We start from the raw sequence: 26669 nt of genomic DNA on the forward strand, positions 1-26669 counted from the left end.
GTATTTAAAAGTTTACGGCAGGCTGATTAATGCCAATTACAGTTAAGCCCTATTGTGAGTAAGTAGCCATTAGCGCAACATGACAATTACCTCACTCGCAGCGCTTAGGATAAGGTTATCAATAAAAGGGGGACTGGGCTGAATGAGGGTTATAAATGGCTAACTCATAAAATTCGTTATTGTGTTAATCCTTAGTGGCGATATTAACGAAGATTAATCGCCTTCTAGCCCTAAAGCCTTGGGTTTCTTGCAAATGCTGGTTAGATTTAAGTTTCGATTAATACTAGCTGCCTAGACTCTGCCCGCTACTGTATTGAGTATTCAGTTTAGCTAAAGCTTAGAATGGTATTTTTAACTAATCTGTCATTTTATGTCAGTTTTTTCTATTAGGCGCTTGAAATATCTTTTTTAGGACATATTATGTCATTAAGTGTTTAATAATAGTTTTGCGTTCAAGTCAGCCTGAGCATTGAGCACAGGCGTTGAGTTTATGTCGGCATGAATGCCAGATAGGAGTTGTAATGTTACGTATCGGTTTACTAATCGCCACCAACTTAGCCATTTTGCTAGTTGCTTCGATTGTGATGTCTCTGCTTGGTGTAAGCACCTCGAGCATGAGTGGTTTATTAATTTTTGCTGCTATGTTTGGTTTTGGCGGCGCATTTATCAGTTTAGCTATCTCTAAGTGGATGGCGAAGAAAACCATGGGCTGTGAAGTTATTACAAACCCTCGTGATAATACTGAACGTTGGTTAGTTGACACCGTTGCTCGTCAAGCACAGCAAGCGGGTATCAAGATGCCAGAAGTGGCAATTTACCAATCTGAAGAGATGAACGCATTTGCAACTGGCCCAAGTAAAGACAACGCATTAGTCGCTGTTAGCTCAGGCTTACTTTATGGCATGACCCAAGATGAAATCGAAGGCGTTCTGGCTCACGAAGTTAGCCACGTTGCTAATGGTGACATGGTAACCTTGACCCTTATTCAAGGTGTCGTGAATACCTTTGTTATTTTTGCCGCGCGTGTTGTTGCAGGCATTGTGAATAACTTCGTTGCGAGTAATGATGAAGAGGGCGAAGGTCTTGGTATGTTCGCATACATGGCTGTGGTTTTCGTACTTGATATGTTATTTGGTATTTTAGCGTCTATGGTTGTGGCTTACTTCTCTCGTATTCGTGAGTTTAAAGCAGATGAAGGCGCGGCCAAACTTGCTGGTAAAGATAAGATGATTGCGGCGTTAGAGCGTTTAAAAACTGGCCCAGAAACGGGTGCGATGCCAGCGCAAATGTCAGCATTAGGTATTAACGGTAAACGTTCAATGACTGACTTCTTAATGAGCCATCCACCACTAGAAAAACGTATTAACGCCCTTAGAAATAGTTAATAATGTGATCTTGGTTATAAAAGGAGCTTAATAGCTCCTTTTTTATTGCTTCCATTTTTATTTTAACTGGTTAATATAACCTTCTTTTTTGCGTGGATACATTCTGTAACGCTTTTTGGGTGTCAGAGATGATTGTTAAATTTTGCCGCAGGTTATTTAGTGTTGCTAAATTAACCAGTGTTAGCTAAGTTTATAACTGAGCCTAAAAAAAGTCGTGCTGAAAATTGATATCGATTAAAGGTCTCTCTATTAGAGCCTTTTTGATTATCTTAACTGGAGGGTATAATAGTGAGCAATAAAATACTTGTAGCAATGTTTGCAGCAGCTTTAGCTGTAGTAACTTTGTCATCAAATGCATTCGCTGCAGATGAAGTTTTAGCTGATTTCCATGCTGAAATGGGCGGTTGTGAAACATGTCATGCTGATGGCGAGCCATCTGCTGACGGTGAGTATGAGTTTGCACAGTGTCAAGACTGTCACGGAACACTTGCTGAAATGGATGAAAACCATACGCCACATGATGGCATGTTAATGTGTGCAGATTGTCACGCACCACATGATATGAATGTGGGTGAAAAACCGACTTGTGATAGCTGCCATGATGATGGCCGCGTTGCTAAATAATTGATGACTATTTAGCTTTAAGCAAAGTTTAAAAGCGCTGAAATTCAGCGCTTTTTTATTGCCTTAATTTTACTGTTTATCAATTAGTTTTATTTTCCCGCCGACATTAGCTCAAAGAATAATTCCCCATGAATATTCAATTCATGGTTTATCCATTTATTAGTCTAGCCATTAAGTATACCTCTAAAGTGGTATTTATTTTCTTTTGTTTTCAACGACATGCGCGTTATTGGTGCGGCTTGGTGCACTTTTGTTGAACAAAACAAGCGGTTTTTTATTTGCCTAGATTGTAAACGGTTTGTAAATCATTAAGTTAGCAATTGGCATGAGATTTGCGATGTTATTGTCATTGAATTTGAGTCAGTGAAGAGAAGTGGCATGTCTAATATCCAATCTAGTTGTGCTTATTGCGGAGTCGGCTGCGGAATAAGTGTAACCCCTAGCAGTCTTAACGACATTGGATTTGAGCTTGAAGGTGATCGTTCTCACCCAGCCAATAAAGGTCAGTTATGTGCCAAAGGTGAGCGTTTATTAGAAAGCTTAGCCCAGCCAAATAGTTTACGTTACCCCAAGTATAAGTCTGGTAAGTCAGTTGCTTGGCCTGAAGCTATCACGACAATTGCTGACACCTTTCAACAAACTATTGATCAATATGGCGCTGATTCAGTAGCATTTTATCTATCAGGGCAACTTTTAACTGAAGATTACTATGTGGCTAATAAGTTAGCCAAAGGCTTTATTGGCACGGCGAATGTTGATACCAATTCACGCCTTTGTATGTCCTCAGCTGTAAGTGCTCACATGCGAGCATTTGGAGAGGATGTTGTAGCGGGTTGTTATGACGATTTTGAACTGGCGGAAGTGATTGTACTTGTTGGCGCAAATACCGCTTGGACCCATCCGGTTTTATTTCAGCGGATGATTAAAGCCCGTCAGCGTCATGGCACTAAAATAGTCGTAATTGACCCAGCTAAAACCGCTACGGCAAGCCAAGCAGATTTGCATCTTCAAATCGCGCCGGGGACAGATAGCTTATTATTTAATGGTTTACTGAATTTTATTGCCAAAAATGAAGCGTTAAATCAGCCATATATTGATGCGCACACTGAAAACTTCACTGAAACCTTAGTACACGTTGCCAGTCAAACCGCTGATGTTGAAACACTTGCCCAAGCGCTATTAGTGCCGATTGATCAGTTGCAGGATTTCTATCAGTTATTTATCTCTCACGCAAAAGTTATGACGGCAAGCTGCCAAGGGGTAAATCAATCTATTGCAGGCACTGACACAAGCAATGCGATAATCAATTGTCACTTAGCCCTTGGTCAGGTAGGTAAGGAAGGTTGTGGGTTCTTTTCACTTACAGGTCAACCCAATGCCATGGGCGGGCGTGAAGTAGGCGGTTTAGCGACACAACTTGCTTGTCATATGGGGTTTTCTGAGCCAGAGCGTCAAGTGTTAGGAGATTTTTGGCAGTCTGAGGTGATCGCGACTGATAAAGGTCTCACAGCCGTTGAATTATTTGATGGTATGGCAGATGGAACAATTAAAGCGGTGTGGATTATGGGTACGAATCCTGTGGTGTCATTGCCCAATACTGCAAAAATCACTGCGGCATTAGAAACCTGTCCTTTTGTAGTGGTGTCTGAGATCAGCCAAGATTCTGCGACTGCGCAATTGGCCGATGTGTTATTACCAGCACAGGGGTGGTCTGAAAAATGTGGCACTGTAACTAATAGTGAGCGAGTGATTAGCCGCCAACGTGGCTTTATAAAAGCTAAAGGCGCTGCCAAAGCCGACTGGTGGGCCTTGGCAGAAGTCGCAAAAGCGATGGGTTTTGAACAAAGTTTTAGCTTTAAAAACAGCGCTGCCGTATTTAAAGAATTTGCTCAACTATCAAAAGTAGTTAAGCAAGCATTTCCGCAAAAGCAGTTTGATTTAAGCGGTTTGGCTGATTTAACCGATGCGCAATATGATGAGTTACTACCGACCCAGTGGCCTGTTGCTAATCATAATGCCATTGGGGTTAATAACCAAAGATTGTTTGCCGATGGCATATTCGCCACCGCAACTTCAAAAGCGCAATTTATTGAAACCACAGCAGATTGCCAATTAACACCTTTGTCAGCAGGCCAAGTACGCTTAAACAGTGGTCGCAGCCGAGATCAATGGCACACCATGACCCGCACCGGTCATATTGCTGCGCTTAGAGCCAGTACCCCAGAGCCTGTTATTGCGGTTCATCCTTCGACTTTAGCGCAATTGAATTTAATTGAAGACGACTTGGTTACGTTTGCAGACCCAAATTTATCAATAGCAAAGTTAGCCGTGGCAAGAGTAGTTGCTGATGACTCCCAAGCACCAGACTTAGGGTTTATGTCAATGCATTGGTCTGAGCAGTTCTCGTTAGGTAGGGGCGTTAATGGCCCACTTGATAGCCAGTTTGACCCTTACTCTAAACAGCCAGCGTTTAAATGCCAAACCGTGTCGCTCGCTAAAGTAGCTGTGACATTGCAAGGGGTCGTTTTTGGTCAGCATGATCCACAAATGCAAGGCCTGAACTGGAATGTTCAGCAAACATTATCCACTGGCAGTTGTTATCACATCGGTTTTGAAAATACAGATGCAGCATTTGCCTATCAGTCAACGGCGCACGCGTTAAAATGGACCATTTCCCTTGCTAGTCAGCAACTTATCCATGTGCAGTGCAATATCAGCAACGGCTTGTTGGTATCACTTAAACTGTTAAGTGGCACAAAGGTAGCGGTTTCCCTTGAAGCGATGAATTTGCTTATTGGTCAAACCGTTGATGTCGCATTAATGCGGCAATTACATCAGTTGCTTAAAGCTGGTAACAGCCCACTCATTTGTGCCTGTACCGGTGTCACGCAAGCCAATATTGAAGATGCCATGCTGCAAAAGCTTGATAATACAGTATTCAGTAAACGTGCCTTAGCATCTGATTTTTCAGGCGCTACAGCGATTAACACGGACATTACACAAGCGGATTTCGATAAGGCATTAGATGAAACCCAAACAGAGCTAGGCTGCGGCAGACAATGTGGAAGCTGCCACAGTGAAGTGAATCAATGTGCCAGTGATATTTGGCATATTGCTTTAGCTGATATAGCGACAGAGTCATCAGAGCAAGAACGTAAATCAACCCAAGAGGAGGTGGTGTAATGAGTCATACATTGAATAAGCTAATTAACCTTAATGACGCAGCCGCTAATAATGATTTGATTTCGGGTGATGTCGAAATTGTCGGCGCCGGTTGCGGGCAGCTAGATTTAATGACCATTAAAGCGGCTCGAATAGTGTCTCAAGCTGAAGCGATAGTTTATGACAGCTTAGTGAGCAGCGATATTCTTTCATTAGTCTCTGTTGATTGTCAGCGTCACTTTGTCGGTAAACGTTGCGGTCAACCAAGCTATAAGCAAGGTGATATAAACGCTTTACTAGCAAAGCTTGCCTTACAAGGACTTAAAGTTGTGCGTTTAAAAGGTGGCGATCCACATATTTTTGGGCGCGGGGCAGAAGAGTCGTTATATTTAGCCAGATTGGGTATAACCAGCCGTTTTACACCAGGTATTACCGCGGCGTTAGGTTGTGCTTCAACAACGGGTATCCCACTCACTTATCGCGGAACCGCTCGTTCAGTGACCTTAGTGACAGGTACCCGCATTACAAATGATGGGCTAGATCAGGCGCCAACCCATTGGAAAGGTTTATTAGAAGCACAATCTACCTTAGTTTTTTACATGGGCAAAGAGCAAGCTACAGCTATTTCAGCAGGACTTATGGCGGTTAACGCCGATGCTAAATTGCCCGTGGCATTTGTTACCAATGGCGGTAGACCTAATCAATTAATTACCTATGCCAATGTCAGCAATATGGCTGAACAAGCGACTTTAATTAAAGATAGTGGCCCAACCTTAATCATCATTGGAGAAGTGGTTGCTGTAGGGCAAGAGTTATCTGGCTTATTGTCTGACATACAAGCCAAGCCAACACATTTTGTGGAGGTGGCCTATGGTTGAACAACAAACGCAAGATATGCTTGATGCCGCTGATTTTGATAGCCGTAAGCTCATCAAAGCACTGGGTAAAGGCGTTAAAGGTAGCCGCAGTTTGAATCTTGATGAGGCAGCTTATCTGATTAAAGGTTTTGCAAGTGGTGACATTTCTACTGCGCAAATGGCGGCAGCGATGATGCTTATGCGAGTACGTGGTGAATCAGTTGAAGAACTTGCAGGCGTAGCGTCAGGGCTAAAGCAGTTGGTTTCTCCTCAGTGGAAAAATATTAAAGCAGATATTGATTGGCCGGTATATGCCGGTAAGCGCGAGCAGTTACCTTGGTTATTATTATCGGCAAAAATGCTGGCTAAACAAGGTAAAACCATAGTGTTGCATGGTGATAGTCAATCATTACCCCATCGACGTCATGTTGAATCATATATTGCGGCTTTAGATATTCCTAAATGCGACAACGCCGAAACAGCCGCAGACATGTTAACGAAAACAGGGCTGATTTACCTTAACAGCGCAGATGTGATTCCAGTATTAAATGATTGCCGCGCTTTGCATCAAGAGTTGGGTTTACGAAGTTTTATTCAAATGTCTGTTCGCTGCGTTAACCCGTGTAATGCGGCATTTAGCCTTCGCAGTTATTTTCATCCTGGATTAGATAAATTGCATCATCAAGTGGCAGCGCTTTTGGCAAAGAGCAGTGGCCAAAATGAAGCGGCAGATATTGCTATTTTTAAAGGCCTGCAGGGGGAAACCGAAATCAACCCTCGTGTCAGTACTCGGGTGGGTTTACTGCGCTTTAATGGCCAACATGAAGCTAATTTTGCTGAGATTGATCTGCCGACTCAACTTGAGGCGTTTGTGGGGGCTAAGCTTGGTCAAGCTGATTTGCCTGCTGCTGTACTGGCACAACTTTGGCTGGCTGAAGACATTACTGAGGCCGATTTATCAACGGCACAATTACAGCAAGCGATAGCCAGTGTCACCGCCACGATAGCGCTGGTAAATGTGCTATGTAATAAAGAATTAGCAATTAATGATGCCTTAGAAAATGCCAAAAAAGTCTGGTTTGAGCGAAATAAATATGTCATTCAAGACTCACCTGTTATGAGGACATCCCTGTGGCAAACTATTGAAAATAAAATTATTCCGTCAACTCGACATGCAGTAAGGAGTTAAACATATGATTAATTATATCTATTGTGACCCATCATTTAATAACCATGCATTGCTGACAGATTATAAAGTCCAACTAAGTCAGTTACAGGCATGTGTTGAAGTAACAAGCCTCAGTCAACTAGAACAAAATGTACTTAAGGGGGATGGCTCATGTTTAGTCTTTTTAACCAATGAATTACAACCCTTGCAGCAAGCCTTTATTGAGCGTTTGTTATCGAATACGGCTTTACCCATTATTGTGAATGCCCAGCATTGGGATGAAAACCACCTCGCCAGTTTGTTACTTTGCGGCAGGGTGACTTTTGTACCCGAGCAGCTGTCAGCAAAGCGCCTAAATGCTTTAGTGAACCTTGCAAAAATTCGCTTTGATAATGCTTCAAATATGCTCGAAAAGGTGAAGCAATTAGATGAGAAATGTGTCGCGATGAAGCTGGTGTCAAAAGCCAAGTCGTTACTGCAATTGCAGGGTATTAGCGAAAAAGTGGCCCATGAATTGATCCAAAAACAGGCCATGAGCAAGGGGGTAAGCGTAGCTGAAATGGCAAAAAGTATCATTGCAGCCGCAAAACAAATTGAAGCAAATCAAAGAGGGGCGAACCGAATGCAACAATTTGGTGCGCGTGCGCCTGTGGTGACCAGTATTGCCTAGTATTTTTTCAGGGAAATATATTATGTTACATATTTACAATGACTTATAGATTGTTGTTTGTTGGCATAGTCAATGCAAAGTATTGGCTAGATCATGTGAGCAATAAAGTTGTGTGAAGCATTAGCTAGCTGAAGGCGAGCTTGCGGTAATAAATCGCTGTGGAAATAAATAGAAGAGATAAAGAGTTTAGGTCCATCGTTATCATTATGACAAATTGTAGCTTGGATCTCTAACCTCAAAATGCAATGGCGCGAGAACCTAATCGTCGTTAATCAATACGCTGTAACAGCGTAATTTAAACAGTTTATAGTTAAAAATTTGAAGACTTTTGGCAATGGCGCCAGCTCTGTTAATCCAGAGGCTGGCGCTTTTTTGTTTTTAGGGCTTCAACAAAAATTCAAGGAGCCTTCTATGGCAAATGCAAAATCCAAGCTGGTAGTGATAGGTAATGGCATGGTGGGTCATCACTTTATCGAGCAATTATGTCGTCAAGGGTTGCAGCAGCAATTTGATATTGAAGTGTTTGGTGAAGAGCCCCGACCTGCATACGATAGGGTGCAACTGTCAAAATATTTTGAAAGCGGTAGTGCCGATGAATTGATGCTAACTAGTGCAGAGGATTATCAAGATTGGGGGGTAAAGTTGCACCTTGATAGCCGAATTACCGCGTTAGATACCGCCAATAAAACCGTGACCACAGAAGCGGGCGTAACGACAGCCTATGACAGTTTAGTCCTTGCAACAGGCTCTTACCCATTTGTCCCACCTATTGCTGGTAACGATAGAGAAAGCTGTGTGGTGTACCGCACCATTGAAGATTTACAAGATATTGAAGCGGCAGCGAAAAAATCTAAAGTTGGCGTGGTAGTCGGTGGCGGTTTGTTAGGCCTTGAAGCGGCAAATGCACTAATGGCCCTTGGCGTAACCACGCATGTTGTTGAATTTGCACCACAGTTAATGCCAGTACAATTAAATGATAAAGCAGGTGATTTACTAAAAAGTAAAATTAATGATTTAGGCGTATCAGTACATACCTCTAAAGCCACCACCGCCATTATCGATGGTGAGAGCGCAGTGCACCGCATGACATTTAACGATGATAGCTTTCTTGAAACTGACATGATTGTGTTTTCTGCCGGTATTCGACCTCAAGATGCATTAGCTAGAAGCAGCGGGCTGCAAATGGGCGAGCGCGGCGGCATTGCAATTGATGATAACTGCTTAACCTCAGCACCGGATGTTTATGCCATCGGTGAATGTGCCTTATGGCAAAACCGCATTTTTGGCTTAGTTGCCCCAGGTTATCAAATGGCGCGGGTCGCGGTGTCGCATTTAGCGGCAGGCGTTGCTACGGCGCCTTCGGAATCGTTGGCATTTACTGGCGCAGATATGAGCACCAAACTCAAGCTATTAGGTGTTGATGTTGCTGCCATTGGTGAAAGCCGCGGTTTCGACAATGCGCAATTTGTGGAGTTATCTGACAATCAATCAGGCGTATATAAAAAGTTGTGGTTAGATGAGTCGGGTCAATATCTTAAAGGCGCTGTATTAGTGGGCGATAACAGTGACTATGCCCGTTTACTGGATTTGTATTTATCGCAAGATGCAATTGAAGGCAATGCGGTTGAATTATTAATGACGGGTGATGAAACGGCGCTTGAATTAAAAGACAGCTCAATAGTTTGCTCTTGTCATCAAGTGACTAAGTCTGATATCACCACTTCTGTGACCAAAGGCAATCATACTATTGCTGAAATCAAAACCTGTACTCGAGCCGCATCAGGCTGTGGTGGGTGTGCGCCATTGCTGAAGAAAATCATGGATGAAGCACTCATAGCAGAAGGGGTTGAGTGCAATACTGGTATTTGTGAGCATTTTGAACACGATAGACAGTCTTTGTATCATTTGTGCCAAGTTGAAAACATTACTGACTTTGAGACGTTAATTACTCGCCATGGTAAACACGCTGGTACCAATGCAGGGTCGACGTTTGGTTGTGATATTTGTAAGCCCGCTGCGGGGTCAATTTTTGCTTCATTGCAGAATAAATATGTTTTAAACCAAGAGAGCAGTCATGTTCAGTTGCAAGATACTAACGACGCCTATCTTGGCAATATACAAAAAGATGGTACTTACTCTGTCGTGCCGCGAATTGCAGGTGGTGAAATTACCCCTGATGGTTTGATTGCTATTGGCGCTGTTGCCAAAGAATATGACTTGTACACCAAAATTACAGGTGGTCAGCGAATTGACTTATTTGGCGCAAAATTATCCGAGTTACCGAGTATTTGGAGTAAATTAATTGATGCAGGGTTTGAAACCGGTCATGCCTACGGTAAATCGCTGCGTACGGTTAAATCTTGTGTGGGGAGCACTTGGTGTCGTTATGGTGTTCAAGACTCTGTTTCTACAGCCATTGATTTAGAGAACCGCTATAAAGGTTTACGTGCGCCCCATAAAATTAAGTTTGCTGTCTCGGGGTGTACTCGAGAATGCGCAGAAGCCCAAAGCAAAGATATTGGTGTAATCGCTACCGATAAAGGTTGGAACTTATATGTTGCTGGTAATGGCGGTATGCGTCCACGCCATGGTGATTTATTTGCCACCGATTTAGATACTGATACCTTAGTCAAATATATCGACAGAGTTCTGATGTTTTACATTAAAACCGCTGATAAATTACAACGCACTTCAGTGTGGATGGAGTCGCTAGAAGGCGGTTTAGCCTATCTACAGTCGGTGGTGATACAAGATAGTTTAGGCCTTGCGGCAGAGCTTGATAGTCAAATGGCCAAAGTGGTCGCGGCTTATCAATGTGAGTGGAAAACCAGTCTTGAAAAACCTGAATACCTGGCCCGTTTTAATGAGTTTGTTAACCCAGATGCTCAGCCTGAAGGTGAAACACATCTGTATCATCGCGCCCGTCAGCAGCGTTTTCCGGCTATGGTATCAACTGGTGCCGGTGACATTGCGATTAAAGAAATTGAATCAGAATCAGACGTTGTGGAGGAATTGGTATGAGTTGGGTGAATGTATGTAATGAATCAAGCTTACCACAAGGCACGGGGATTGCAGCGTGGGTTGCGGGTAAAGCCGTGGCCATTTTTGATTTAGGCAAACACGGTTTGTTTGCCATTGATAATATCGATCCGGCGACAGGGGTAAGTTTGTTAGCTCGTGGCTTAATTTGTGATGTTGAAGGTAAGTTATGTGTGGCTTCTCCATTATATAAGCAACATTACAACTTAGTGACTGGCGTGTGTATTGAAAATGAAGCGCTGGTGGCTTCACCCTATGAAATTAAAAAGGAAGCTGGCCAAGTATTAGTACTGGCTAAATCATAGGGTAAAATTAGAAGCGTGTTAAAAATTAATTTTTTAGGAAAGCACGAGTGACACTCATCAGCGTTAACTGACTTTAGGGTTGGTAGTGCTGTTGAGTTTACGCTTTTCATAAATGATAAGACTATTATTTTTTAATTACTGCGATGTTTTTAAATGATTTACTTTTAAAAATCTCAAACATTTTATAAATGTTGGGGGTTACAAATAATTTTTCTAATTCTGCACTAAGTAACTTCACACTGTTTACTAATAACCGTTTCTTATTTTCCCTAATATTTTTCCTAATATTTTTCGTTAAATATTTTCCGCTTTAAAGTTTATTTGGATTGACGTTTAATGCTAAAAACAGCCTCAATTTAAGATTAATAATCTCATGATATTCTGAACTGGTCTTACCAAGGGAGCTGTATGTTTTTATTGCTAAAATTTAAACAAAAACGTTGATAAATCCTTTTGCTGTTTAATACTAAAGTGGGGGTGGCTGATGATTTTGTAGCTATTGGTCTATATAGTTTTAATACTCGAGGGGGATTTAGAATAAATTTTATTGAGCAATACTTTAGCCACTGAAAATGTGAAGGGAATTCTCCTTTCAGTTTATTAAAGGCAGAAAGCATGGACGTATTCAAACGTAAATATTTACATCGCTTAACTACAATTCTAGTAATTTCATTTGCCTTTGTCTTCTGTTTAGCTTCTTTTCCTACTTTCAGTCAGCCAGATTTAAGTGATTATGACGAACTAGCCAGTGGGGCTAATTTAGCTCAAGTTTCACAAGATGGCAGTGATAGTTCATTAAGCCTATTTCAGTCTGGTACCGCTAATCGTTTCCAATCTCATCAAGTCGGTTTTAATAATTCAATAAATGTGAATCAGCAAGGCATGCATCATATTGCAGGTCTTAGTCAGTCTGGTGCCAATATTGAAGCTGAAATCTTACAGATGGGTTTTGGAAATGCGGTTGTTTCTTTGCAGCACGGAGAAAATCTATACCTCGATGTGATGCAAACAGGAACAGGAAACGTAGCTTTAATTAAGCAAAGTGGTTACGACAATTCGATAGAGATCCAGCAGCACGGATCTGGTAACGCAGTGGGCGTACTTCAATGGGGAAACTCACAAGATGTAGTGATAACCCAAAGTAATTTATCTAACTAAGAGTAAAAGGAAAGACGATATGAAACATTCAAAATTAGCCTTATTGATTTCAGCAGTATTACTAACCTCAGCTAGCGCGCATGCCAGCGATGATAATAAGGCAACAGTAGGCCAAGCAGGTGATGGCAATAAGGTAACTGTAACCCAGCAAGTTAATAGCACTGCAAATGAAGCTACAGTGTCTCAAACAGGTGATACGAATACAGCCGAGGTAATTCAAGCTGAAACGTCAAATAGCCAAGCTTTTATCACTCAAGAGGGTAATGAAAACCAAGGTAAAATTTATCAACATCATACAACAGCAACAGCAACAGCAACTATAGATACAACAGGTAGTTTAAATAAAGCTGATGTCGAACAAAAATATTATAATGGTGGTTTTGCAGCTGCGACTGTGACCCAAGAGGGTAGCATTAATGACGCGAAAATTATGCAAGAAAATGCTGATGGTGCATCATCTACGATTAATCAGTTCGGTGATGGCGATACGGCAGAAATTAGAAACTTTATATCTGACTTTGCCGATGCAACTATCAATCAGTCAGTAGGTGCAGGTAATGATGCTTATATAAATCAAGAAGCTTCTGATGGCGCTGAAGCGACTATATCTCAAGCAGGTGCAGGCAATACTGGTGAAATTTATCAAAATACTCAGTCATTTACCGATGATGCTTCTGAAGATACTGTCGCAGTAATTACTCAAACTGGCGATAATAACGGAGCCGATATTGCACAAACAGGCTTATCAAATGATGCTTCAGTTATGCAAATGGGCAGTGATAACGAGGCATTTGTTACTCAATCGAATTTGAATAATATGGCTGATGTTGACCAGACTGGTGATAGCGGTTGGGCTACAGTTTTGCAAAGTGGTACTAATGGAGAAGCTACTGTAATTCAAGCAGACTTCAATCAAACGGCAACCGTAACTCAGTCTGATGACGGTCAAATAGCATCTGTTAATCAAAGTAACGCTGACAATACAGCAACGGTTACCCAAAGTGTTATGGGTAACTCTGCGACAGTTAATCAAGCTGGTAGCGGTGATACGGCTACTGTTGTTCAAATTGGTGTTTCAAACGAGGCGTTAGTTACTCAATTGTTTGGTAGCGTATCAAATACAGTGTCTGTATATCAAACCGGTGATGATAACTATGCTGGTGCAAAAACAGGCTATAACGCCAACAACACTATTACTATTACTCAAACTGGTAATAGAAACTCTGTGACTGATAACGGCAATGCCACTAATTCTTATGGGACCGGTTTTGGTGCGGGTGCATGGGGAAGCGATAATGTTGTCAATGTGACGCAAACGGGTAATGACAATACTGCTTATGCAGACGGTGCAAGTAATGGCAGTATGGTTGATATCGTTCAGAGCGGTGAATATAACGAAGCTATTGGAGAGTCTTGGCTTGGTGCAACTAATAACCTTGATATTAGCCAAACGGGTACAGAGCACTTTGCTGATGTTTATATTTTGGGTAGCACAAACGTTGTTGCAGTAACACAAACTGATGCGAGTAATTATTCATCAGTTGATACTGTTGGTAATGGTAACTCTGTGACTATTAACCAAGGCGCAGTAATGTTGCCTTAATAGTACAAAAGTCTAGGTTTGTTTTTTTAAACACCCTTTCGGCTAATAGTATAAGTCAGGTTAGCTTGCTAACCTGACTTTATTATTTTTACAGCTTTGTTTAAGTATTAACATGGAGTAAAAGGTGATGTTTAAAGTTATCAATTGGATGATAGTTTCACGTTCGCAATTGCTTGTTGACCTACTTGATTGCCGTTGGCCCCAAGAGTTTTTGGTCAAGCTAGCTAAAGCAACTCCAGCAACGATGAGTACTAAATTAAATTCACATGAAATCTCTTTAGTGGTGTTTGATTTAGCTACCATAGATTTACAACAAGCTTATCAATTACAGCGTTTAATAGAACGTGAACACAGCTCGGTGAAAACGGTATTTATTAATTTCCCCAAACAAGTTGATGCCAAATTTTTGATCCATCCTGCTACTACGTTTGGTGTATTTTATAGTGATGCTGAGCTTACGGTTATTAGCAGTGGGTTTAATGAAATACTTAAAGGTCGCAGCATTATTCCCCACGATTTACATAAATCGGTCTCTGGTGATGAAGCTGACGATGATAGTGAACATTTAACCATACGCGAAAGAGAAGTACTTCAAGCCTTACTTACAGGCAGTACAAATTTAGATATCGCCAACCAATTGTTTGTCAGCGAAAGTACAATTAAAACCCATTTATATCGCGCTTTCAGAAAAATTGGTGTATCCAGCCGCGGTCAAGCAATAGCTTGGGCACAGACTCACATGCATGAGGTTAGAGTATGAAAAGCATCTTATTGATGTTTTTTCTGTTCATCTTTTCAAGTCATGTTATTGCCGCTGGTGATTCAGTAACAAAACCTTTAGTTACTGAATCAACACTAGCTATTAAGTCAACTTTAGTAACTGAACCATCTGTAAAGCAAATCAGCACTAAAAATAAACCGCCAATTGATCAAAGCCACGCAGAAAAGCTTAAGAATGCCAAAGAGCCAACAACTTCAGCGACAGATAAGAATATTCAAAAAGCTGCCAAAACTAAGCCGATTAATATTAATGATGCCGTCCCCAAGGATGAAGCGGATTTAATTGATGGGTTAATCTTAAATCGTGCGATGACCCGACTCGGCCATCGCTTTTACCGTGAATTTGTCGCGGCATACAGAGATATTGGCGGCGAGTCTAAACATACCGGGCTCACCGTTATTGAACAAGCTACAGCAAGAAGTGGTAGCAAAATATTAATACAACAAAACAGAAAAACCGTTTTTGTGACTTTTGTGTCGCCTATTAGTCGGAATATAGACGACCAAGCCAATTATGCCGCCAAACGTGTTAACTCTGCGGTAGTTAAGCAAAATGAACAAGCAGTTTTAGGAGCGCTGTTTGACCCAGATCTCGCACCTGACGAATTCTAAGCATGGAACGCCAAAATGAAAAAAATAACATTTACTTCAATATTGCTCATTCTTTCAGTTGATTGCTTTGCCACTCAACTTATTTATCAACCAGTAAACCCAGCCTTTGGTGGCAGCTATTTAAATGGCTCATATCTACTGGCTAATGCCGCAGCACAAAATGATCATGAAAGTGGGGGCTCTGGCTATGTTGCTCCCACAGCATTAGAACGCCTTTCTAACTCTTTGCAATCTCGTTTGATGAGCCAATTATTCAATGATGCGGCAAATGGGGGCGAGGGTTATCTATTAACAGATGACTTTGAAATTAACGTAGTTAATGAAGACGGCTCATTGATTGTGCATATTACCGACGTATTAACCGGTGAAACCACCATTATTGAAGTTGGCGGTATCGTTGATGACAGTGTTGGGGGCTAATAATGAAAAAATTAATTATTAGCTTGTGCCTACTATCATTAACAGCTTGCTCATCAATTGATGAAGAGTTTGAAAATATAGACGCCACTTCCAGTTTAATGCCTAAAGGTGAAACTTATTACGATCTAACCAGTTTACCTTTTCCACAAGGTGCGATGGTTGCTGCTGTATATGATTTTCGCGATCAAACAGGGCAATATAAGCCTATTCCATCAAGTAATTTTTCAACGGCAGTGCCACAATCGGGTACGGCATTTTTAGCCCAGTCACTTAATGATTCAGCATGGTTTATACCCGTTGAGCGTGAAGGACTGCAAAACCTATTAACAGAACGTAAAATTTTACGGGCAGGGCTTAAAGGTGATGCCAGTAAATTACCACAACTTAATAGTGCGCAGGTATTAATGGAAGGTGGCATTGTTGCCTATGACACCAATATTAAAACAGGCGGTGCTGGGGCGCGCTATTTAGGCATTGGCGCTTCGGGTCAATACCGAGTCGATAGCATTACCGTTAATTTACGTGCTGTGGATATTCGAACAGGCCGATTACTCAGTAGTGTTACCACCACCAAATCGGTGATATCAAAAGAAATTACCGCGGGTGTATTTAAGTTTATTGATGCACAAGATTTGTTAGAGGCTGAAGCGGGTTATACCTCTAATGAGCCTGTGAGTTTATGCGTAGTCGCGGCCATTGAGAGCGCAGTTGTGCATCTTATTGCCGATGGCATTTGGAAAGGGGCTTGGAGGCTAGGGGATGCCACTACAGGTTTGCAAAATACGACCTTGCAAAAGTATTGGTTAGAAGCCCATAAAGAAGCGCAAGTCAGTGCCAGAATTAAACGTGGCTAATTACCTGAGCTGAATAAATCGCTCCTAATTATTAGTCCCTAATGTTTTAATCACGATAAAGGTGCCAATGGCGCCTTTTGTGTTTTCTGTTGGTTAAACTTCTAGATACACGGGGGCGCCCTTGAGGCGATAACCGCATAAGCTGCTAAGTTTTCACTATGGTTAAGTTAACCCAAGCTTTAATTATGTGGTTATCAAAACGACGTCTAAGAAGTCTAATTGCATAACCACAAAGCTAACCATCAAAAATATAGAGCTTTTTTTAGCGACAACAATGTTAATTGTTGGGGATACTTCAAATAAATCCCCTTTAGCATTGATAACAATGATGTGATAATGCCTAAATAAATTCTAAGTAAGTGAGCGTTGCTATAGTTAATCGAGCGGTCAAAAGTGGCTTGATAGTGCCAACAACATTTAACAGTGATTAATAGCAAAGTGTTAAACTTGCTTGGCTTAAGTGACAAATGCAGCAGTAGCTATTATATAGTTAAGCAAGCGCTTAGTCGGCTGCTTGATTAGCGCATTCAACAATGATTTTCACTACTTCGATTATAATAACCAAAAGGATGATCAATCATGGCTGAAGAAACCATTTTCAGTAAAATTATACGCCGAGAAATTCCTGCCGATATTTTGTTTCAGGATGAACTCGTCACCGCTTTTCGCGATATCAACCCACAGGCACCAACACATATTCTGATTATTCCAAACCATTTGATCCCCACAGCCAATGATGTAAAAGCATCTGACGAACTGGCATTAGGGCGAATGATGACAGTTGCGGCAAAGCTGGCTGATGAAGCGGGTATTGCAGAAGATGGTTACCGCTTAATCATGAACTGTAATAAACACGGTGGCCAAGAGGTTTACCATATTCATATGCATCTACTTGGCGGTAAGTCACTTGGGCCAATGCTAAGTCGGTTGGATTAATACTAATAACATGAAAATAAACAGTGATTTTTTTCCGTTAACCGGCGTAGCAAGCCGATTTGTTAATCAGCTTGCCCATTGCCGTCGTTTGAATATTAGTGCCTTAGAAGCTAGTGAACATCACGTATTACTGGAGTTGCCTTATAGCCAAGATATCATTGGAGATCCAGATACCGGGGTGATCCACGGCGGTGTGGTGACCACTATCATTGATACCGCATCCGGCACTTCTGTCGTTTGCGCTATTTTAGAAAAGTATCAATCCTTAGAAATATCGCCAACCTTAGATTTACGGGTTGACTACATGAAGCCGGCTGAGCCAAATAAGCCGCTGTATGCATTTGCAGAATGTTACCGCTTGTCGGCCAATGTGGCGTTTACCCGTGCAATTGCTTATCAAGACAGTATTGATGATCCTATTGCACATGCTGTTGGCTCATTTATGCGTATTAGCCCAGAAATGGTGGGTGAAGAGTTTAGACAAGCTTTGATGGGCAGCGCTGATGAAGCAAGTGCAGTTAATTCTGCTGCTAATAACCAGCCTGATACTCATAGTGTTGAAGTTTTGCAGGCAGGCAATGCGAGTTTAACTGTGGGCGATATTAATGTTCATGATGTTGTTAAGCGCGCTATTGATTTAAATGACTATAGTTATTTATTAGAGAAAGTCCCTTATACCCAATTTATCGGGATGAGTGTTGATCGCTTTGGTGATGAAATGGTATTTAAGTTGCCAACTAAAGATGACAATATTGGTAATCCTATTCTGCCAGCCATACATGGCGGGGTTATTGCCGGGTTTATGGAAATGTCGGCGATTGTGCAGTTAATGGTATTTATGCAAGCCCAGAAAGTGCCAAAAATTATCGATTTCTCAATTGATTATTTACGTGCAGGTTTACATCAAGATACGTTTGCTGAATGCAAAATTACTCGTCAAGGACGCCGAGTTGCTAACGTTAGCATTAATTGCTGGCAGAAAAACCGTAAACAGCTTATTGCTACTGCGAGAGCGCATTTCTTGCTGGAACAGTAGTCACAGGCAGTTGATGCTTCGATGAGCAAGCTGCTTGACACTGAGCCGACGATTTATTTTTAATACTTTAAAAAGGAATAATGATGACATTAAGAGTAATAATGATATCGCTAGCGTTAATGCTATCAGCTTGTGCTAATCATACCGCGGGTGTCATGGCGAGCTCTAATAGCGAGGTAAGAGTTGATAATAATTCTTTTGCAAGAAAAGTCGCAGTTGAGCAAGTCAATGTCAGAACCCAAGCGGATTTATTGCAAGGTTCGGCATTAATCATCAGTAAGGTGTCAACGGATTTAAGGCTGCAATATAAGTTTACTTGGTTTGATGTTGGGGGCTTTACCATTGAAGATGAAGCAAGCAGCTGGAAGTCATTAAAGCTACATGGCAAACAACAAATGCAGGTTAGCGCAGTGGCCCCTAATGCCAATGCAAGCCGTTTTGAAGTATATGTAAGAGAAGCATTCTCTAACTAAGTGTATCTTTTAAAATATAAAACACGCTTAATTGCGTGTTTTTTGTTTTATAGGCATCGCTAATCATAAAAATATCTATGTGATAATTTTTTGTACTTAAATAGTTAATAAAAAGTACCTGTTAGTGCTGTTGCACAGATGAAGGATAGTTTATAATCCGCCGCGCCAAGGGGTGTTTATCGTGTTGATAAACTGAGATGTCTAAAGACAAACCCTTAGAACCTGATCCGGCTCATACCGGCGTAGGAATAGGCTGCATGCTTTGCCGTAAATGTTAGTCATTAACTCAGTGATAAACCAAGTCGTAAACGAAAAACGACACCGATTTAAAAACTGATAATTGTAATGACAGTCATGGATGCACATAACTAATTCACTATGCTTGCCGGATCTCAAAATTATAATTTGAGGTCCTATGTCTGTAATTAAATCTAAATCGCCATTAGCGATTGCCATTCTTGCCGCTTTATCTACTTCCGTTGTTGCGCAAACAGAAAATGTTGAACGTGTGGCGCCCGCTGCTGAAAAAATGGAAGTCATAGTGGTTAACGCTGACTTTAGTAACATTGCCCTTGAAAAAGTGCCTTCCAGTGTGACCGTCATCGATAGCCAACAATTACAAGATGAAGGCGCTCAACATTTTGAAGATGTATTAAACTCAATTGCTAACTTCAACTGGTCTGGTGGCAGCTCTCGGCCTAAGTATTTTCAAATTCGTGGTGTGGGTGAGCAAGAAGAATATCAAGGCGCGCCAAATTCGTCAGTTGGCTTCATTGTTGATGATATCGATTTATCCGGTATCGGCATGGTGTCGAGCATGTACGATATGCAACAGGTTGAAGTACTTCGTGGCCCACAAGGCACACAATATGGCGCCAATGCGTTAGCGGGTCTTATATACCTTAAAAGTAACGATCCCACAGATGTGTTTGAACATGGCGCACAAGTCTCTCTCGGTGACGATGACTTACAAACTTTCTCCGGTTTTAGCTCTGGCCCAATTACCGATTCAGGTAAGCTACTTTATCGGGTGTCCTTAGAGCAGCATTCGCAAAATGGTTACCGCGACAATACTTATCTAGAGCGTGAAGATACTAATGGCCGTGACGAATTCACTGCCCGCGCTAAATTGCGTTGGTATGCAGCTGATGATGTGCAACTGGATTTAACCTTTCTACATGCTAATTTTGATAATGGTTATGATGCCTGGACGTTAGATAATAATGGCTTTGAAACCATTACCGATAAGCCCGGTGTTGATACACAAAAGACCACTGGCGCTGGCTTAAAAGCCATTTTTACCAGCTTTGATAAATTCGAACTGACCTCGTTAACCTCATTTGCGCAAACCGATCATCACCATAATTATGACGGCGATTGGGGCAACCCTGATTATTGGGCATCAAAACAGTGTACCGCGTATGATGACAACTGGAATGAAGTAGGAACAGAACCTTGTGTTTATGATTACACCTGGGATAAACAGGGTGAACGTAAAACTGTATCGCAGGAATTTCGTCTGAGCTCTAATGAGGCAGGTAAGATTTTTGCCGATTCAACCGACTGGTTAGTAGGCTTGTACGGTATGAACTTACAAGAAGATAATGATTTATATTCTGAATACAATGGCTGGGCTGATGAAGTGCTGCAATCGGAATATGAAGCGACCAACTATGCTATTTTTGTTCAAACCGATACTCAATTTGCTAATGGTTATGTATTTTCAGCTGGGGTTCGTTTAGAGCGCCGAGAAAGTGAATATTCAGATAGTAATGGCGATGAATTCTCACCTAGCGAAAACATGTGGGGCGGTCATTTAGCGCTATCTAAAGCCATAAACCAAGACCACAACACCTACTTACGTATTGCCCGCGGTTATAAAGCGGGTGGCTTTAACATGACATTGCCTGCTGAATTAGCCGATAAAAAAGAGTTTGATACTGAAATCTTATATAACTATGAATTAGGGCTTAAATCTTCGTGGCTACAAGGTCAATTAGACACCAATCTGGCATTCTTCTATATGGATAGACGCGATCAGCAAGTAGCGGCATCACAGCAAGACCCAGATGATCAGCAGCGCTTCATTCTATTTACCGAAAATGCAGGTAGCGCCGAAAACTACGGCGCCGAAATCGACTTTACCTACTATGCCACCGATAACATTCAATTCTACGGCAGTGCAGGTTGGTTGGAAGCCACCTATGGTGATTATCAATACAATGATAAATATGGCAATGTCGTTGATTTAACAGGTCGAGAGCAAGCCCATGCGCCTAAGTTTACCTACAGCGCAGGCATGAGCTATGTCAGCGATTCTGGCTGGTTCACCAATATCAATGCCAGTGGTAAAAGTGATTTCTACTACTCTGATAGTAATGAATCAAAGTCAGACGCCTATACCATTTTTAATGCCCGAGTCGGTTATGAATCACAAATGTGGTCAGCGTACTTATGGGGTCGTAACTTATTTGATGAGCAATACGGCGTCAGAGGTTTCTACTTTGGTAATGAGCCAGACTTAGATTGGGCTGATAAACAATATGTACGTTTCGGCGATCCACGTCAGCTAGGTATTACTTTAAACGTCAAGTTTATGTAGCTTGGTCGCAAACTATGTTAATTAAGTGGGGCTGTTAACCTATTGGGTTACAGTTAACTTATTTAATAATAACAATGCGTAACACTAAATTACCGTCATGTTCTGAAAAGTTTTTTAGCTTAAACTTTGATAGACTATGACGGTATTTTTATCACGATTAAGGAATTTCCATGAAATTGACTGCCGAAATCAGCATGTATCCATTTAATGAAAACTATTTAGACCCGATAAAGTGGTTTATTGGCCGAGTAGATAGCTACCCTAATATTGAACGTAAAACCAATGCGATGGCGACTCAGGTGTGTGGTGAATACGCAGATGTGATGGCCATGCTGGCAACCGAAATGGAAGCGGCCCATCAAAAATGGGGCAAAGCAGTATTTGTATGTAAATTTATTGGTGGCGAGCTCGATTTAAGCCACACTGAATAACCTATAAATTCATCATAGTAATGAAATAGTAGCCAAGCTTATGTTATCTGAGATAGTTCAATCAATACAAATTGCCATTAATGAAGTGTCTGTAATGACAGGCTGGGAAGCTGTTGCAGTGATTCTGGCAATTGCGTATTTGATATTAGCCATGAAAACCAATATCTGGTGTTGGGCGGCAGCCTTTGCCAGTACTGCCATATACACAGTGCTGTTTTGGAATGTGTCATTATTGATGGAATCAGTGCTAAATGTGTATTACATGGCGATGGCGATTTATGGCTTTTGGCTGTGGCGCTATAGTGCTGACAGTCGACATCAAACTGAACTGCCAATTATTAGTTGGTCGCTAAATAAACACTTAGTGATTATTGCCGTTACTAGCTGTGTGTCCTTGATTGTGGGCTACTTAATGGCCACGAATACAAGTGCTTCGTTTCCATACCTTGATGCATTAACAACCTGTTTTGCGGTAATGACCACTTATCTAGTGGCGAAAAAGGTAATAGAAAATTGGTATTACTGGATGGTGATTAATTCGCTATCAATCTACTTATACCTTCAAAAAGGTTTAATGCTCACTTCTGGATTACTTATTTTGTATTTATTTATGGCTGTCAGCGGTTACTTTATGTGGCGTAAAAAAATGCAGCAAAATCATGCACCAGATGATGCAGCCTTAGCAAGCTAATGGCTATTTAGATAATGACTCACTTTAACCCATGGCAATGGCTACCTGCGGACCTTAAACGCCAATTACCGAATACATTAGCCGATGAGATTGAAGCAGATTGTAATGGGGTTAAACTGCTATCTGATGGATTAAGTAATCAAAACTTCCATATAGCATTAAGTGATACCGATTGGGTATTACGGGTTAATCAAGATAACGCCCAGTGGTGTGAACGAGACAACGAAGTGAGCAGTTGGCGCTTGGTTGAAGCCATAAATCGGGCTCCGAAATTGATTTGGCTCAGTGATGATAAACGCTTTTATCTAAGTCAGTTTATCACTGAAAATAATCATTTATGGTCAAATTATGTCGCCGAGTTTAGCTTTTATGATAACAAGCGCCCACAGCAATCGGTGTTTGCGGCGCTAGACCCAGTAGAGCAGCTACTGGGGTTATTAACGCCGCTATCAAAATTACCTTTGCCGGCTAAACAAATTACCATGACTCAGCAATGGCAAGTTTATGTTAACTCATTATCTGACTTAGCAAACTCAATTGCCGATGCAAGCGCCGTAAACAACGCCGATGCTGATGAAATTCAGGCTGTAGTGACTTGGCAGCAGCTTTATCGAAAATTAACCGGTAAATTTGCCCAAATGGCTATTTGGCTTGAACAACTAGAAACCTGCGTGATTTCGCCGCAGTTCTGTCACCGAGATTTGTCGCCGTATAATTTACTGTTTGATGGTAAACAACTCAATTGTATTGATTTTGAATATTGCGCTGCCAGTCATCCGCTGTTTGATTTAGTCGCCGTGGTGGTGACTCATCAATTAACTCAAGCGCAAGTAAAGCAACTGACGGAAAAATATCTACAACATCAGCCTAATTTGACTCGTGATTGCGCTGATTATCTCGCTGAAATGGCTCATTGCTTTTGGCTTTTTGCCGCAGCTTGGGCATTAATGATGGCAGCTAACCAGCAATTATCACCTCAGCAATATTTTAACTTATTCAACAAATACCTATCTTTAGTGCCATAAGGCTATTATTCTTTACTTATGCTGTTTGTAGGGGAGAATGACCGTTGAAAAAGCCATTAATTCCAATATTACTTGTTATTTTTTTAGCAGGATGTTCCACCAAATTTAGTTACTTCTTTCTCGACTGGGCCATTGAGTGGCGCGTTGATGAATATGTAGAATTAGACAAATCTCAACAAGCTCAATTTGATAAGCTGCTCGATAAGTTTTTGCTTTGGCATCAACAACAAGAATTGGCTCGCTATAGCGAGCAGCTGCAGCAACTTTCCGACAATATCAATAAACACACGCTTACCATTGAAATTTGGCAGCAACAAGTTACCGCTGCTAAAGCCCATTGGTTTCGTGTTTTTGAATTTTTACTACCCGATTTACTGCCTATTATTACTAGCCTAAGCGATCAACAAGCGAAATCTATTATTACTCAGCTTAAACTTGATAATGATGAATTAAATGCAAAATATGCAGGAAAAAACCAACTAGAATTAGTCGCTGATGCTAACGAAAGAACCATCAATCGGGTTGATGACTGGTTAGGAAGCACCACAGCAGAACAAGAAGTGTTAATTAAAGCGTTTAATCAACAGCGTCTGGCCACCCTTGATATGTGGCTAGAGTATCGACTTGAATGGTTACGTCAGTTTGAAACGGCGCTAAGTCAACGAGATGACAGCGCCTTACTTGAGCAGCGGATGCGGTTATTAATGACCCAGCCTGATGAATTAAAATCGGCAATATATCAGCAAAATGCAGATAGAAATACTCGGTTATTTGGTCAGTTAATGATTGAAATTAATCACAGTTTATCCAGCAAGCAGCGCCGCCATTTAAACAAAAAAATAGTCACGTTAATTGAGGATTTACAAGATCTGTCTGACGATGTGAAGCGTTAATTTAAAGCTGATGTAAATATATGAAATAAAACTCGTTATTCCAAGGTCTAATGATGTAATTATCGGAGCAAGGTTAAGGAATTATCATGGTGAACCTATATCAGCAATTTTTAAGTTTATTAAAGCACATTGAAGGCATAGCACCACTGGCTATGCGACTTTATTTAGCCCCAGTATTAATGCAAGCAGGTTATAACAAGTTATCTAATTTTAGTGACACAGCTGCTTGGTTTGGTAATCCTGATTGGGGTTTAGGTTTACCTATGCCTGAAGTCATGACTGCATTAGCCGCTGGCACTGAATTATTTGGCGGCGCGCTACTGCTGATAGGCTTAGCTACACGTTTAGTGGCGATCCCTATGATGGTAACCATGTTAGTTGCGGCATTTGCGGTGCACATTAACAATGGCTGGTTGGCGATTGCTGATGCCAGTTCCTGGCTTGCTAACGCTAATGTCGCTGCTTCTGCTGAAAAGCTTGCTGCGGCTAAAGCACTTTTACAGCAACATGGTAATTATGAATGGCTCACAAGCTCAGGCAACTTTGTTATTTTAAATAATGGTATTGAGTTTGCCATAACCTATTTTATCATGTTGCTTGCGCTGTTATTTATGGGCGGAGGACGATATACCAGCGTCGATCACTTTATTGCCAAGCGTGCTAGCTAGCGATTAATAACCTCATCTAACAATTTATCATGACATGTAAAAATCCCACTTTAATGTGGGATTTTTGTTAATATCCTTGAGAGATTAATTATCGGCGTGGACATGTGTCTGCGCAATGAAAAGACAGGGATTTTGCAATTGGACGCTTCAGAATTATTACTTACTCGCCAGTCAACACCTCGGTTAACCCAGCCTGCGCCGAATGAACAACAATTGGACTTCATTCTTAATGCCGCTGCCAGAGTGCCAGATCACGGCGCTTTAACCCCTTGGGAATTTATTATCGCCACTGATGCTGGGTTAGAGACCTTAGCAGAGATATTTATTACGGCGGCTAAGTCTAAAGGGGCGGATGAAGCCTTTTTAACCAAAGTGAAAGGGATGCCACACCGAGCGCCAATGGTCATTACTGTCGTCGCCAAAAGTCAGTCACATCCTAAAGTGCCATTATTAGAGCAGCAGCTTGCCGCTGGCTGCGCCACCATGGCAATGCAACAAGCCGCGTTTTCTTTAGGATTGGGCGCAGTTTGGCGTACTGGTGACTTTGCTTTTAACGCAATGGTTAATCAAGGTTTGGGTATTGCCGCTGAAGATCAAATCGTGGGCTTTTTGTATATCGGCACCCCTGCGGTTAAAGCGCCGCTTAAACCGTTAAAACCAGGGCGACAATTCGCTCGATATTTATAACCTGTTTATATGAAGTGGGCTGATCAATTTAATTGCTAACTTCATAGCTGTGGCTGATGATAAAGGCGATAAAAAGCGTTAATGAAAATATAGTGATTCCAGCTGTGGAATCACTATATTTAATATTGTTGAATACAATATGTTTGAGTTACTTAGGTCGGTGACTTTACTCGTTATAACTAAATGCCTTAGTCGCTTGGGTCTAATGCATCTAACGGCAGCAAGTTCTGATATAAGTAATAGCCTAACGGGCCTAAAAATAGGCTTATTGTTCCCCATAGATAACGTTTAACATTATCTATCTTTGCTGCTGTGTTAATCGCGCGGTAGCAAAACATAATATGCAATACGATTAACAGCGGTATGAGCACAAGCACCAAATCCATTTGTTCCATGTCTACATCCTTGGTTACTGCATGAGAGACTTATCTAAGCTTAATCCTATTTTGGAGATTAGCTGCTTAATCACTATAAAATCCATCTTATAGTTGACTTAACATAGCGTATTTACAGTGCTTTTATCAATCATATATATGAATAACTATACAAAAGATTGACCTTTTGTTGTTAATATAAGCAATTATTAATAT

At 41.3% G+C, this 26669-nt stretch carries 25 protein-coding genes and 1 riboswitch; of the genes, 24 read left to right on the forward strand and 1 reads right to left on the reverse strand.

Annotation, left to right across the window (positions count from 1 at the left end; translation table 11 throughout):
- Positions 1-521: 521 nt before the first annotated feature.
- From htpX to BM739_RS00290, 24 genes are all read left to right on the forward strand, one after another.
- Complete coding sequence (gene htpX / locus BM739_RS00175; RefSeq protein WP_076536113.1) at positions 522-1385, forward strand: protease HtpX; 864 nt, start codon at positions 522-524, stop codon at positions 1383-1385.
- Positions 1386-1673: 288 nt separating this feature from the next.
- Complete coding sequence (locus BM739_RS00180) at positions 1674-2009, forward strand: cytochrome c3 family protein (RefSeq protein ID WP_076536115.1); 336 nt, start codon at positions 1674-1676, stop codon at positions 2007-2009.
- Positions 2010-2387: 378 nt separating this feature from the next.
- Entirely contained in the window at positions 2388-5192 is a 2805-nt protein-coding gene (locus BM739_RS00185; RefSeq protein WP_076536117.1) for a molybdopterin-dependent oxidoreductase, read from the forward strand.
- On the forward strand, positions 5192-6049 hold the full coding sequence (gene cobA / locus BM739_RS00190) for a uroporphyrinogen-III C-methyltransferase (protein ID WP_076536119.1): 858 nt from the start codon (positions 5192-5194) through the stop codon (positions 6047-6049). The genes BM739_RS00185 and cobA overlap by 1 nt, the downstream gene beginning before the upstream one ends.
- Entirely contained in the window at positions 6042-7217 is a 1176-nt protein-coding gene (locus BM739_RS00195; RefSeq protein ID WP_076536121.1) for a hypothetical protein, read from the forward strand. Before cobA ends, BM739_RS00195 begins: the two co-directional genes overlap by 8 nt.
- A 4-nt stretch (positions 7218-7221) precedes the next feature.
- Complete coding sequence (locus tag BM739_RS00200) at positions 7222-7866, forward strand: ANTAR domain-containing response regulator (RefSeq protein ID WP_076536122.1); 645 nt, start codon at positions 7222-7224, stop codon at positions 7864-7866.
- 411 nt (positions 7867-8277) lie between these two features.
- A complete protein-coding gene (gene nirB / locus BM739_RS00205) occupies positions 8278-10887 on the forward strand; it encodes a nitrite reductase large subunit NirB (protein ID WP_076536124.1) in 2610 nt (869 codons plus the stop codon).
- A complete protein-coding gene (gene nirD / locus BM739_RS00210) occupies positions 10884-11210 on the forward strand; it encodes a nitrite reductase small subunit NirD (protein WP_076536126.1) in 327 nt (108 codons plus the stop codon). Before nirB ends, nirD begins: the two co-directional genes overlap by 4 nt.
- A 615-nt stretch (positions 11211-11825) precedes the next feature.
- Entirely contained in the window at positions 11826-12368 is a 543-nt protein-coding gene (locus BM739_RS00215; protein WP_076536127.1) for a hypothetical protein, read from the forward strand.
- 19 nt (positions 12369-12387) lie between these two features.
- Complete coding sequence (locus BM739_RS00220; protein ID WP_076536129.1) at positions 12388-13971, forward strand: hypothetical protein; 1584 nt, start codon at positions 12388-12390, stop codon at positions 13969-13971.
- Between the two features lie 127 nt (positions 13972-14098).
- Positions 14099-14731, forward strand: coding sequence for a LuxR C-terminal-related transcriptional regulator (locus BM739_RS00225; protein ID WP_076536131.1), 633 nt, complete (start codon positions 14099-14101; stop codon positions 14729-14731).
- Positions 14728-15363, forward strand: coding sequence for a curli production assembly/transport protein CsgE (locus BM739_RS00230; protein WP_254843433.1), 636 nt, complete (start codon positions 14728-14730; stop codon positions 15361-15363). Before BM739_RS00225 ends, BM739_RS00230 begins: the two co-directional genes overlap by 4 nt.
- 15 nt (positions 15364-15378) lie before the next feature.
- Positions 15379-15783, forward strand: a complete 405-nt coding sequence (locus tag BM739_RS00235) for a curli assembly protein CsgF (RefSeq protein ID WP_076536133.1) — start codon at positions 15379-15381, stop codon at positions 15781-15783.
- Between the two features lie 2 nt (positions 15784-15785).
- Entirely contained in the window at positions 15786-16637 is an 852-nt protein-coding gene (locus tag BM739_RS00240; RefSeq protein WP_076536135.1) for a CsgG/HfaB family protein, read from the forward strand.
- Between the two features lie 579 nt (positions 16638-17216).
- A complete protein-coding gene (hinT, locus tag BM739_RS00245; protein ID WP_076536137.1) occupies positions 17217-17573 on the forward strand; it encodes a purine nucleoside phosphoramidase in 357 nt (118 codons plus the stop codon).
- A gap of 10 nt (positions 17574-17583) precedes the next feature.
- Entirely contained in the window at positions 17584-18609 is a 1026-nt protein-coding gene (locus BM739_RS00250; protein ID WP_076536139.1) for a PaaI family thioesterase, read from the forward strand.
- An 83-nt stretch (positions 18610-18692) separates the two neighbouring features.
- Positions 18693-19082, forward strand: coding sequence for a YcfL family protein (locus BM739_RS00255; protein ID WP_076536141.1), 390 nt, complete (start codon positions 18693-18695; stop codon positions 19080-19082).
- Positions 19083-19240: 158 nt separating this feature from the next.
- Positions 19241-19349: riboswitch (TPP riboswitch) on the forward strand.
- 148 nt (positions 19350-19497) lie between these two features.
- The gene (locus tag BM739_RS00260; RefSeq protein WP_076536143.1) at positions 19498-21684 is read left to right on the forward strand and encodes a TonB-dependent receptor; all 2187 of its coding nucleotides are present in this window, start codon (positions 19498-19500) and stop codon (positions 21682-21684) included.
- A gap of 170 nt (positions 21685-21854) precedes the next feature.
- Positions 21855-22115, forward strand: coding sequence for a hypothetical protein (locus BM739_RS00265; protein WP_076536145.1), 261 nt, complete (start codon positions 21855-21857; stop codon positions 22113-22115).
- A 40-nt stretch (positions 22116-22155) separates the two neighbouring features.
- Positions 22156-22806 carry a nicotinamide riboside transporter PnuC gene (pnuC, locus tag BM739_RS00270; RefSeq protein WP_076536146.1) on the forward strand — a complete coding sequence of 217 codons (651 nt, stop codon included), beginning with the start codon at positions 22156-22158 and terminating at the stop codon, positions 22804-22806.
- Between the two features lie 14 nt (positions 22807-22820).
- Positions 22821-23831: a phosphotransferase gene (locus tag BM739_RS00275; protein WP_076536148.1), complete on the forward strand. Its 1011-nt coding sequence runs from the start codon at positions 22821-22823 to the stop codon at positions 23829-23831.
- Positions 23832-23875: 44 nt separating this feature from the next.
- Positions 23876-24724 (forward strand): DUF6279 family lipoprotein, encoded by an 849-nt coding sequence (locus BM739_RS00280; RefSeq protein ID WP_076536150.1) that lies wholly within the window; start codon positions 23876-23878, stop codon positions 24722-24724.
- Between the two features lie 80 nt (positions 24725-24804).
- Complete coding sequence (locus BM739_RS00285; RefSeq protein WP_076536152.1) at positions 24805-25392, forward strand: DoxX family protein; 588 nt, start codon at positions 24805-24807, stop codon at positions 25390-25392.
- A 138-nt stretch (positions 25393-25530) separates the two neighbouring features.
- A complete protein-coding gene (locus BM739_RS00290; protein WP_076536154.1) occupies positions 25531-26079 on the forward strand; it encodes an NAD(P)H nitroreductase in 549 nt (182 codons plus the stop codon).
- A 188-nt stretch (positions 26080-26267) separates the two neighbouring features.
- On the opposite strand, the gene BM739_RS00295 is transcribed toward BM739_RS00290, so the two are convergent.
- Positions 26268-26474, reverse strand: coding sequence for a hypothetical protein (locus tag BM739_RS00295; protein WP_076536156.1), 207 nt, complete (start codon positions 26472-26474; stop codon positions 26268-26270).
- Between the last annotated feature and the right edge of the window lie 195 nt (positions 26475-26669).

It is taken from the genome of Shewanella sp. UCD-KL21, assembly GCF_001957135.1.
Lineage (GTDB): Bacteria > Pseudomonadota > Gammaproteobacteria > Enterobacterales > Shewanellaceae > Shewanella.

Coding starts and splice junctions, on each gene's coding strand:
- nirB (WP_076536124.1), top strand. CDS start 8,278: ATGGCAAATGCAAAATCCAAGCTGGTAGTGATAGGTAATGGCATGGTG.
- hinT (WP_076536137.1), top strand. CDS start 17,217: ATGGCTGAAGAAACCATTTTCAGTAAAATTATACGCCGAGAAATTCCT.
- BM739_RS00230 (WP_254843433.1), top strand. CDS start 14,728: ATGAAAAGCATCTTATTGATGTTTTTTCTGTTCATCTTTTCAAGTCAT.
- htpX (WP_076536113.1), top strand. CDS start 522: ATGTTACGTATCGGTTTACTAATCGCCACCAACTTAGCCATTTTGCTA.
- BM739_RS00200 (WP_076536122.1), top strand. CDS start 7,222: ATGATTAATTATATCTATTGTGACCCATCATTTAATAACCATGCATTG.
- pnuC (WP_076536146.1), top strand. CDS start 22,156: ATGTTATCTGAGATAGTTCAATCAATACAAATTGCCATTAATGAAGTG.
- BM739_RS00220 (WP_076536129.1), top strand. CDS start 12,388: ATGAAACATTCAAAATTAGCCTTATTGATTTCAGCAGTATTACTAACC.
- BM739_RS00240 (WP_076536135.1), top strand. CDS start 15,786: ATGAAAAAATTAATTATTAGCTTGTGCCTACTATCATTAACAGCTTGC.
- BM739_RS00215 (WP_076536127.1), top strand. CDS start 11,826: ATGGACGTATTCAAACGTAAATATTTACATCGCTTAACTACAATTCTA.
- BM739_RS00225 (WP_076536131.1), top strand. CDS start 14,099: ATGTTTAAAGTTATCAATTGGATGATAGTTTCACGTTCGCAATTGCTT.
- BM739_RS00250 (WP_076536139.1), top strand. CDS start 17,584: ATGAAAATAAACAGTGATTTTTTTCCGTTAACCGGCGTAGCAAGCCGA.
- BM739_RS00255 (WP_076536141.1), top strand. CDS start 18,693: ATGACATTAAGAGTAATAATGATATCGCTAGCGTTAATGCTATCAGCT.
- BM739_RS00295 (WP_076536156.1), bottom strand. CDS start 26,474: ATGGAACAAATGGATTTGGTGCTTGTGCTCATACCGCTGTTAATCGTA.
- BM739_RS00265 (WP_076536145.1), top strand. CDS start 21,855: ATGAAATTGACTGCCGAAATCAGCATGTATCCATTTAATGAAAACTAT.
- BM739_RS00185 (WP_076536117.1), top strand. CDS start 2,388: ATGTCTAATATCCAATCTAGTTGTGCTTATTGCGGAGTCGGCTGCGGA.
- cobA (WP_076536119.1), top strand. CDS start 5,192: ATGAGTCATACATTGAATAAGCTAATTAACCTTAATGACGCAGCCGCT.
- BM739_RS00195 (WP_076536121.1), top strand. CDS start 6,042: ATGGTTGAACAACAAACGCAAGATATGCTTGATGCCGCTGATTTTGAT.
- BM739_RS00235 (WP_076536133.1), top strand. CDS start 15,379: ATGAAAAAAATAACATTTACTTCAATATTGCTCATTCTTTCAGTTGAT.
- BM739_RS00260 (WP_076536143.1), top strand. CDS start 19,498: ATGTCTGTAATTAAATCTAAATCGCCATTAGCGATTGCCATTCTTGCC.
- BM739_RS00275 (WP_076536148.1), top strand. CDS start 22,821: ATGACTCACTTTAACCCATGGCAATGGCTACCTGCGGACCTTAAACGC.
- nirD (WP_076536126.1), top strand. CDS start 10,884: ATGAGTTGGGTGAATGTATGTAATGAATCAAGCTTACCACAAGGCACG.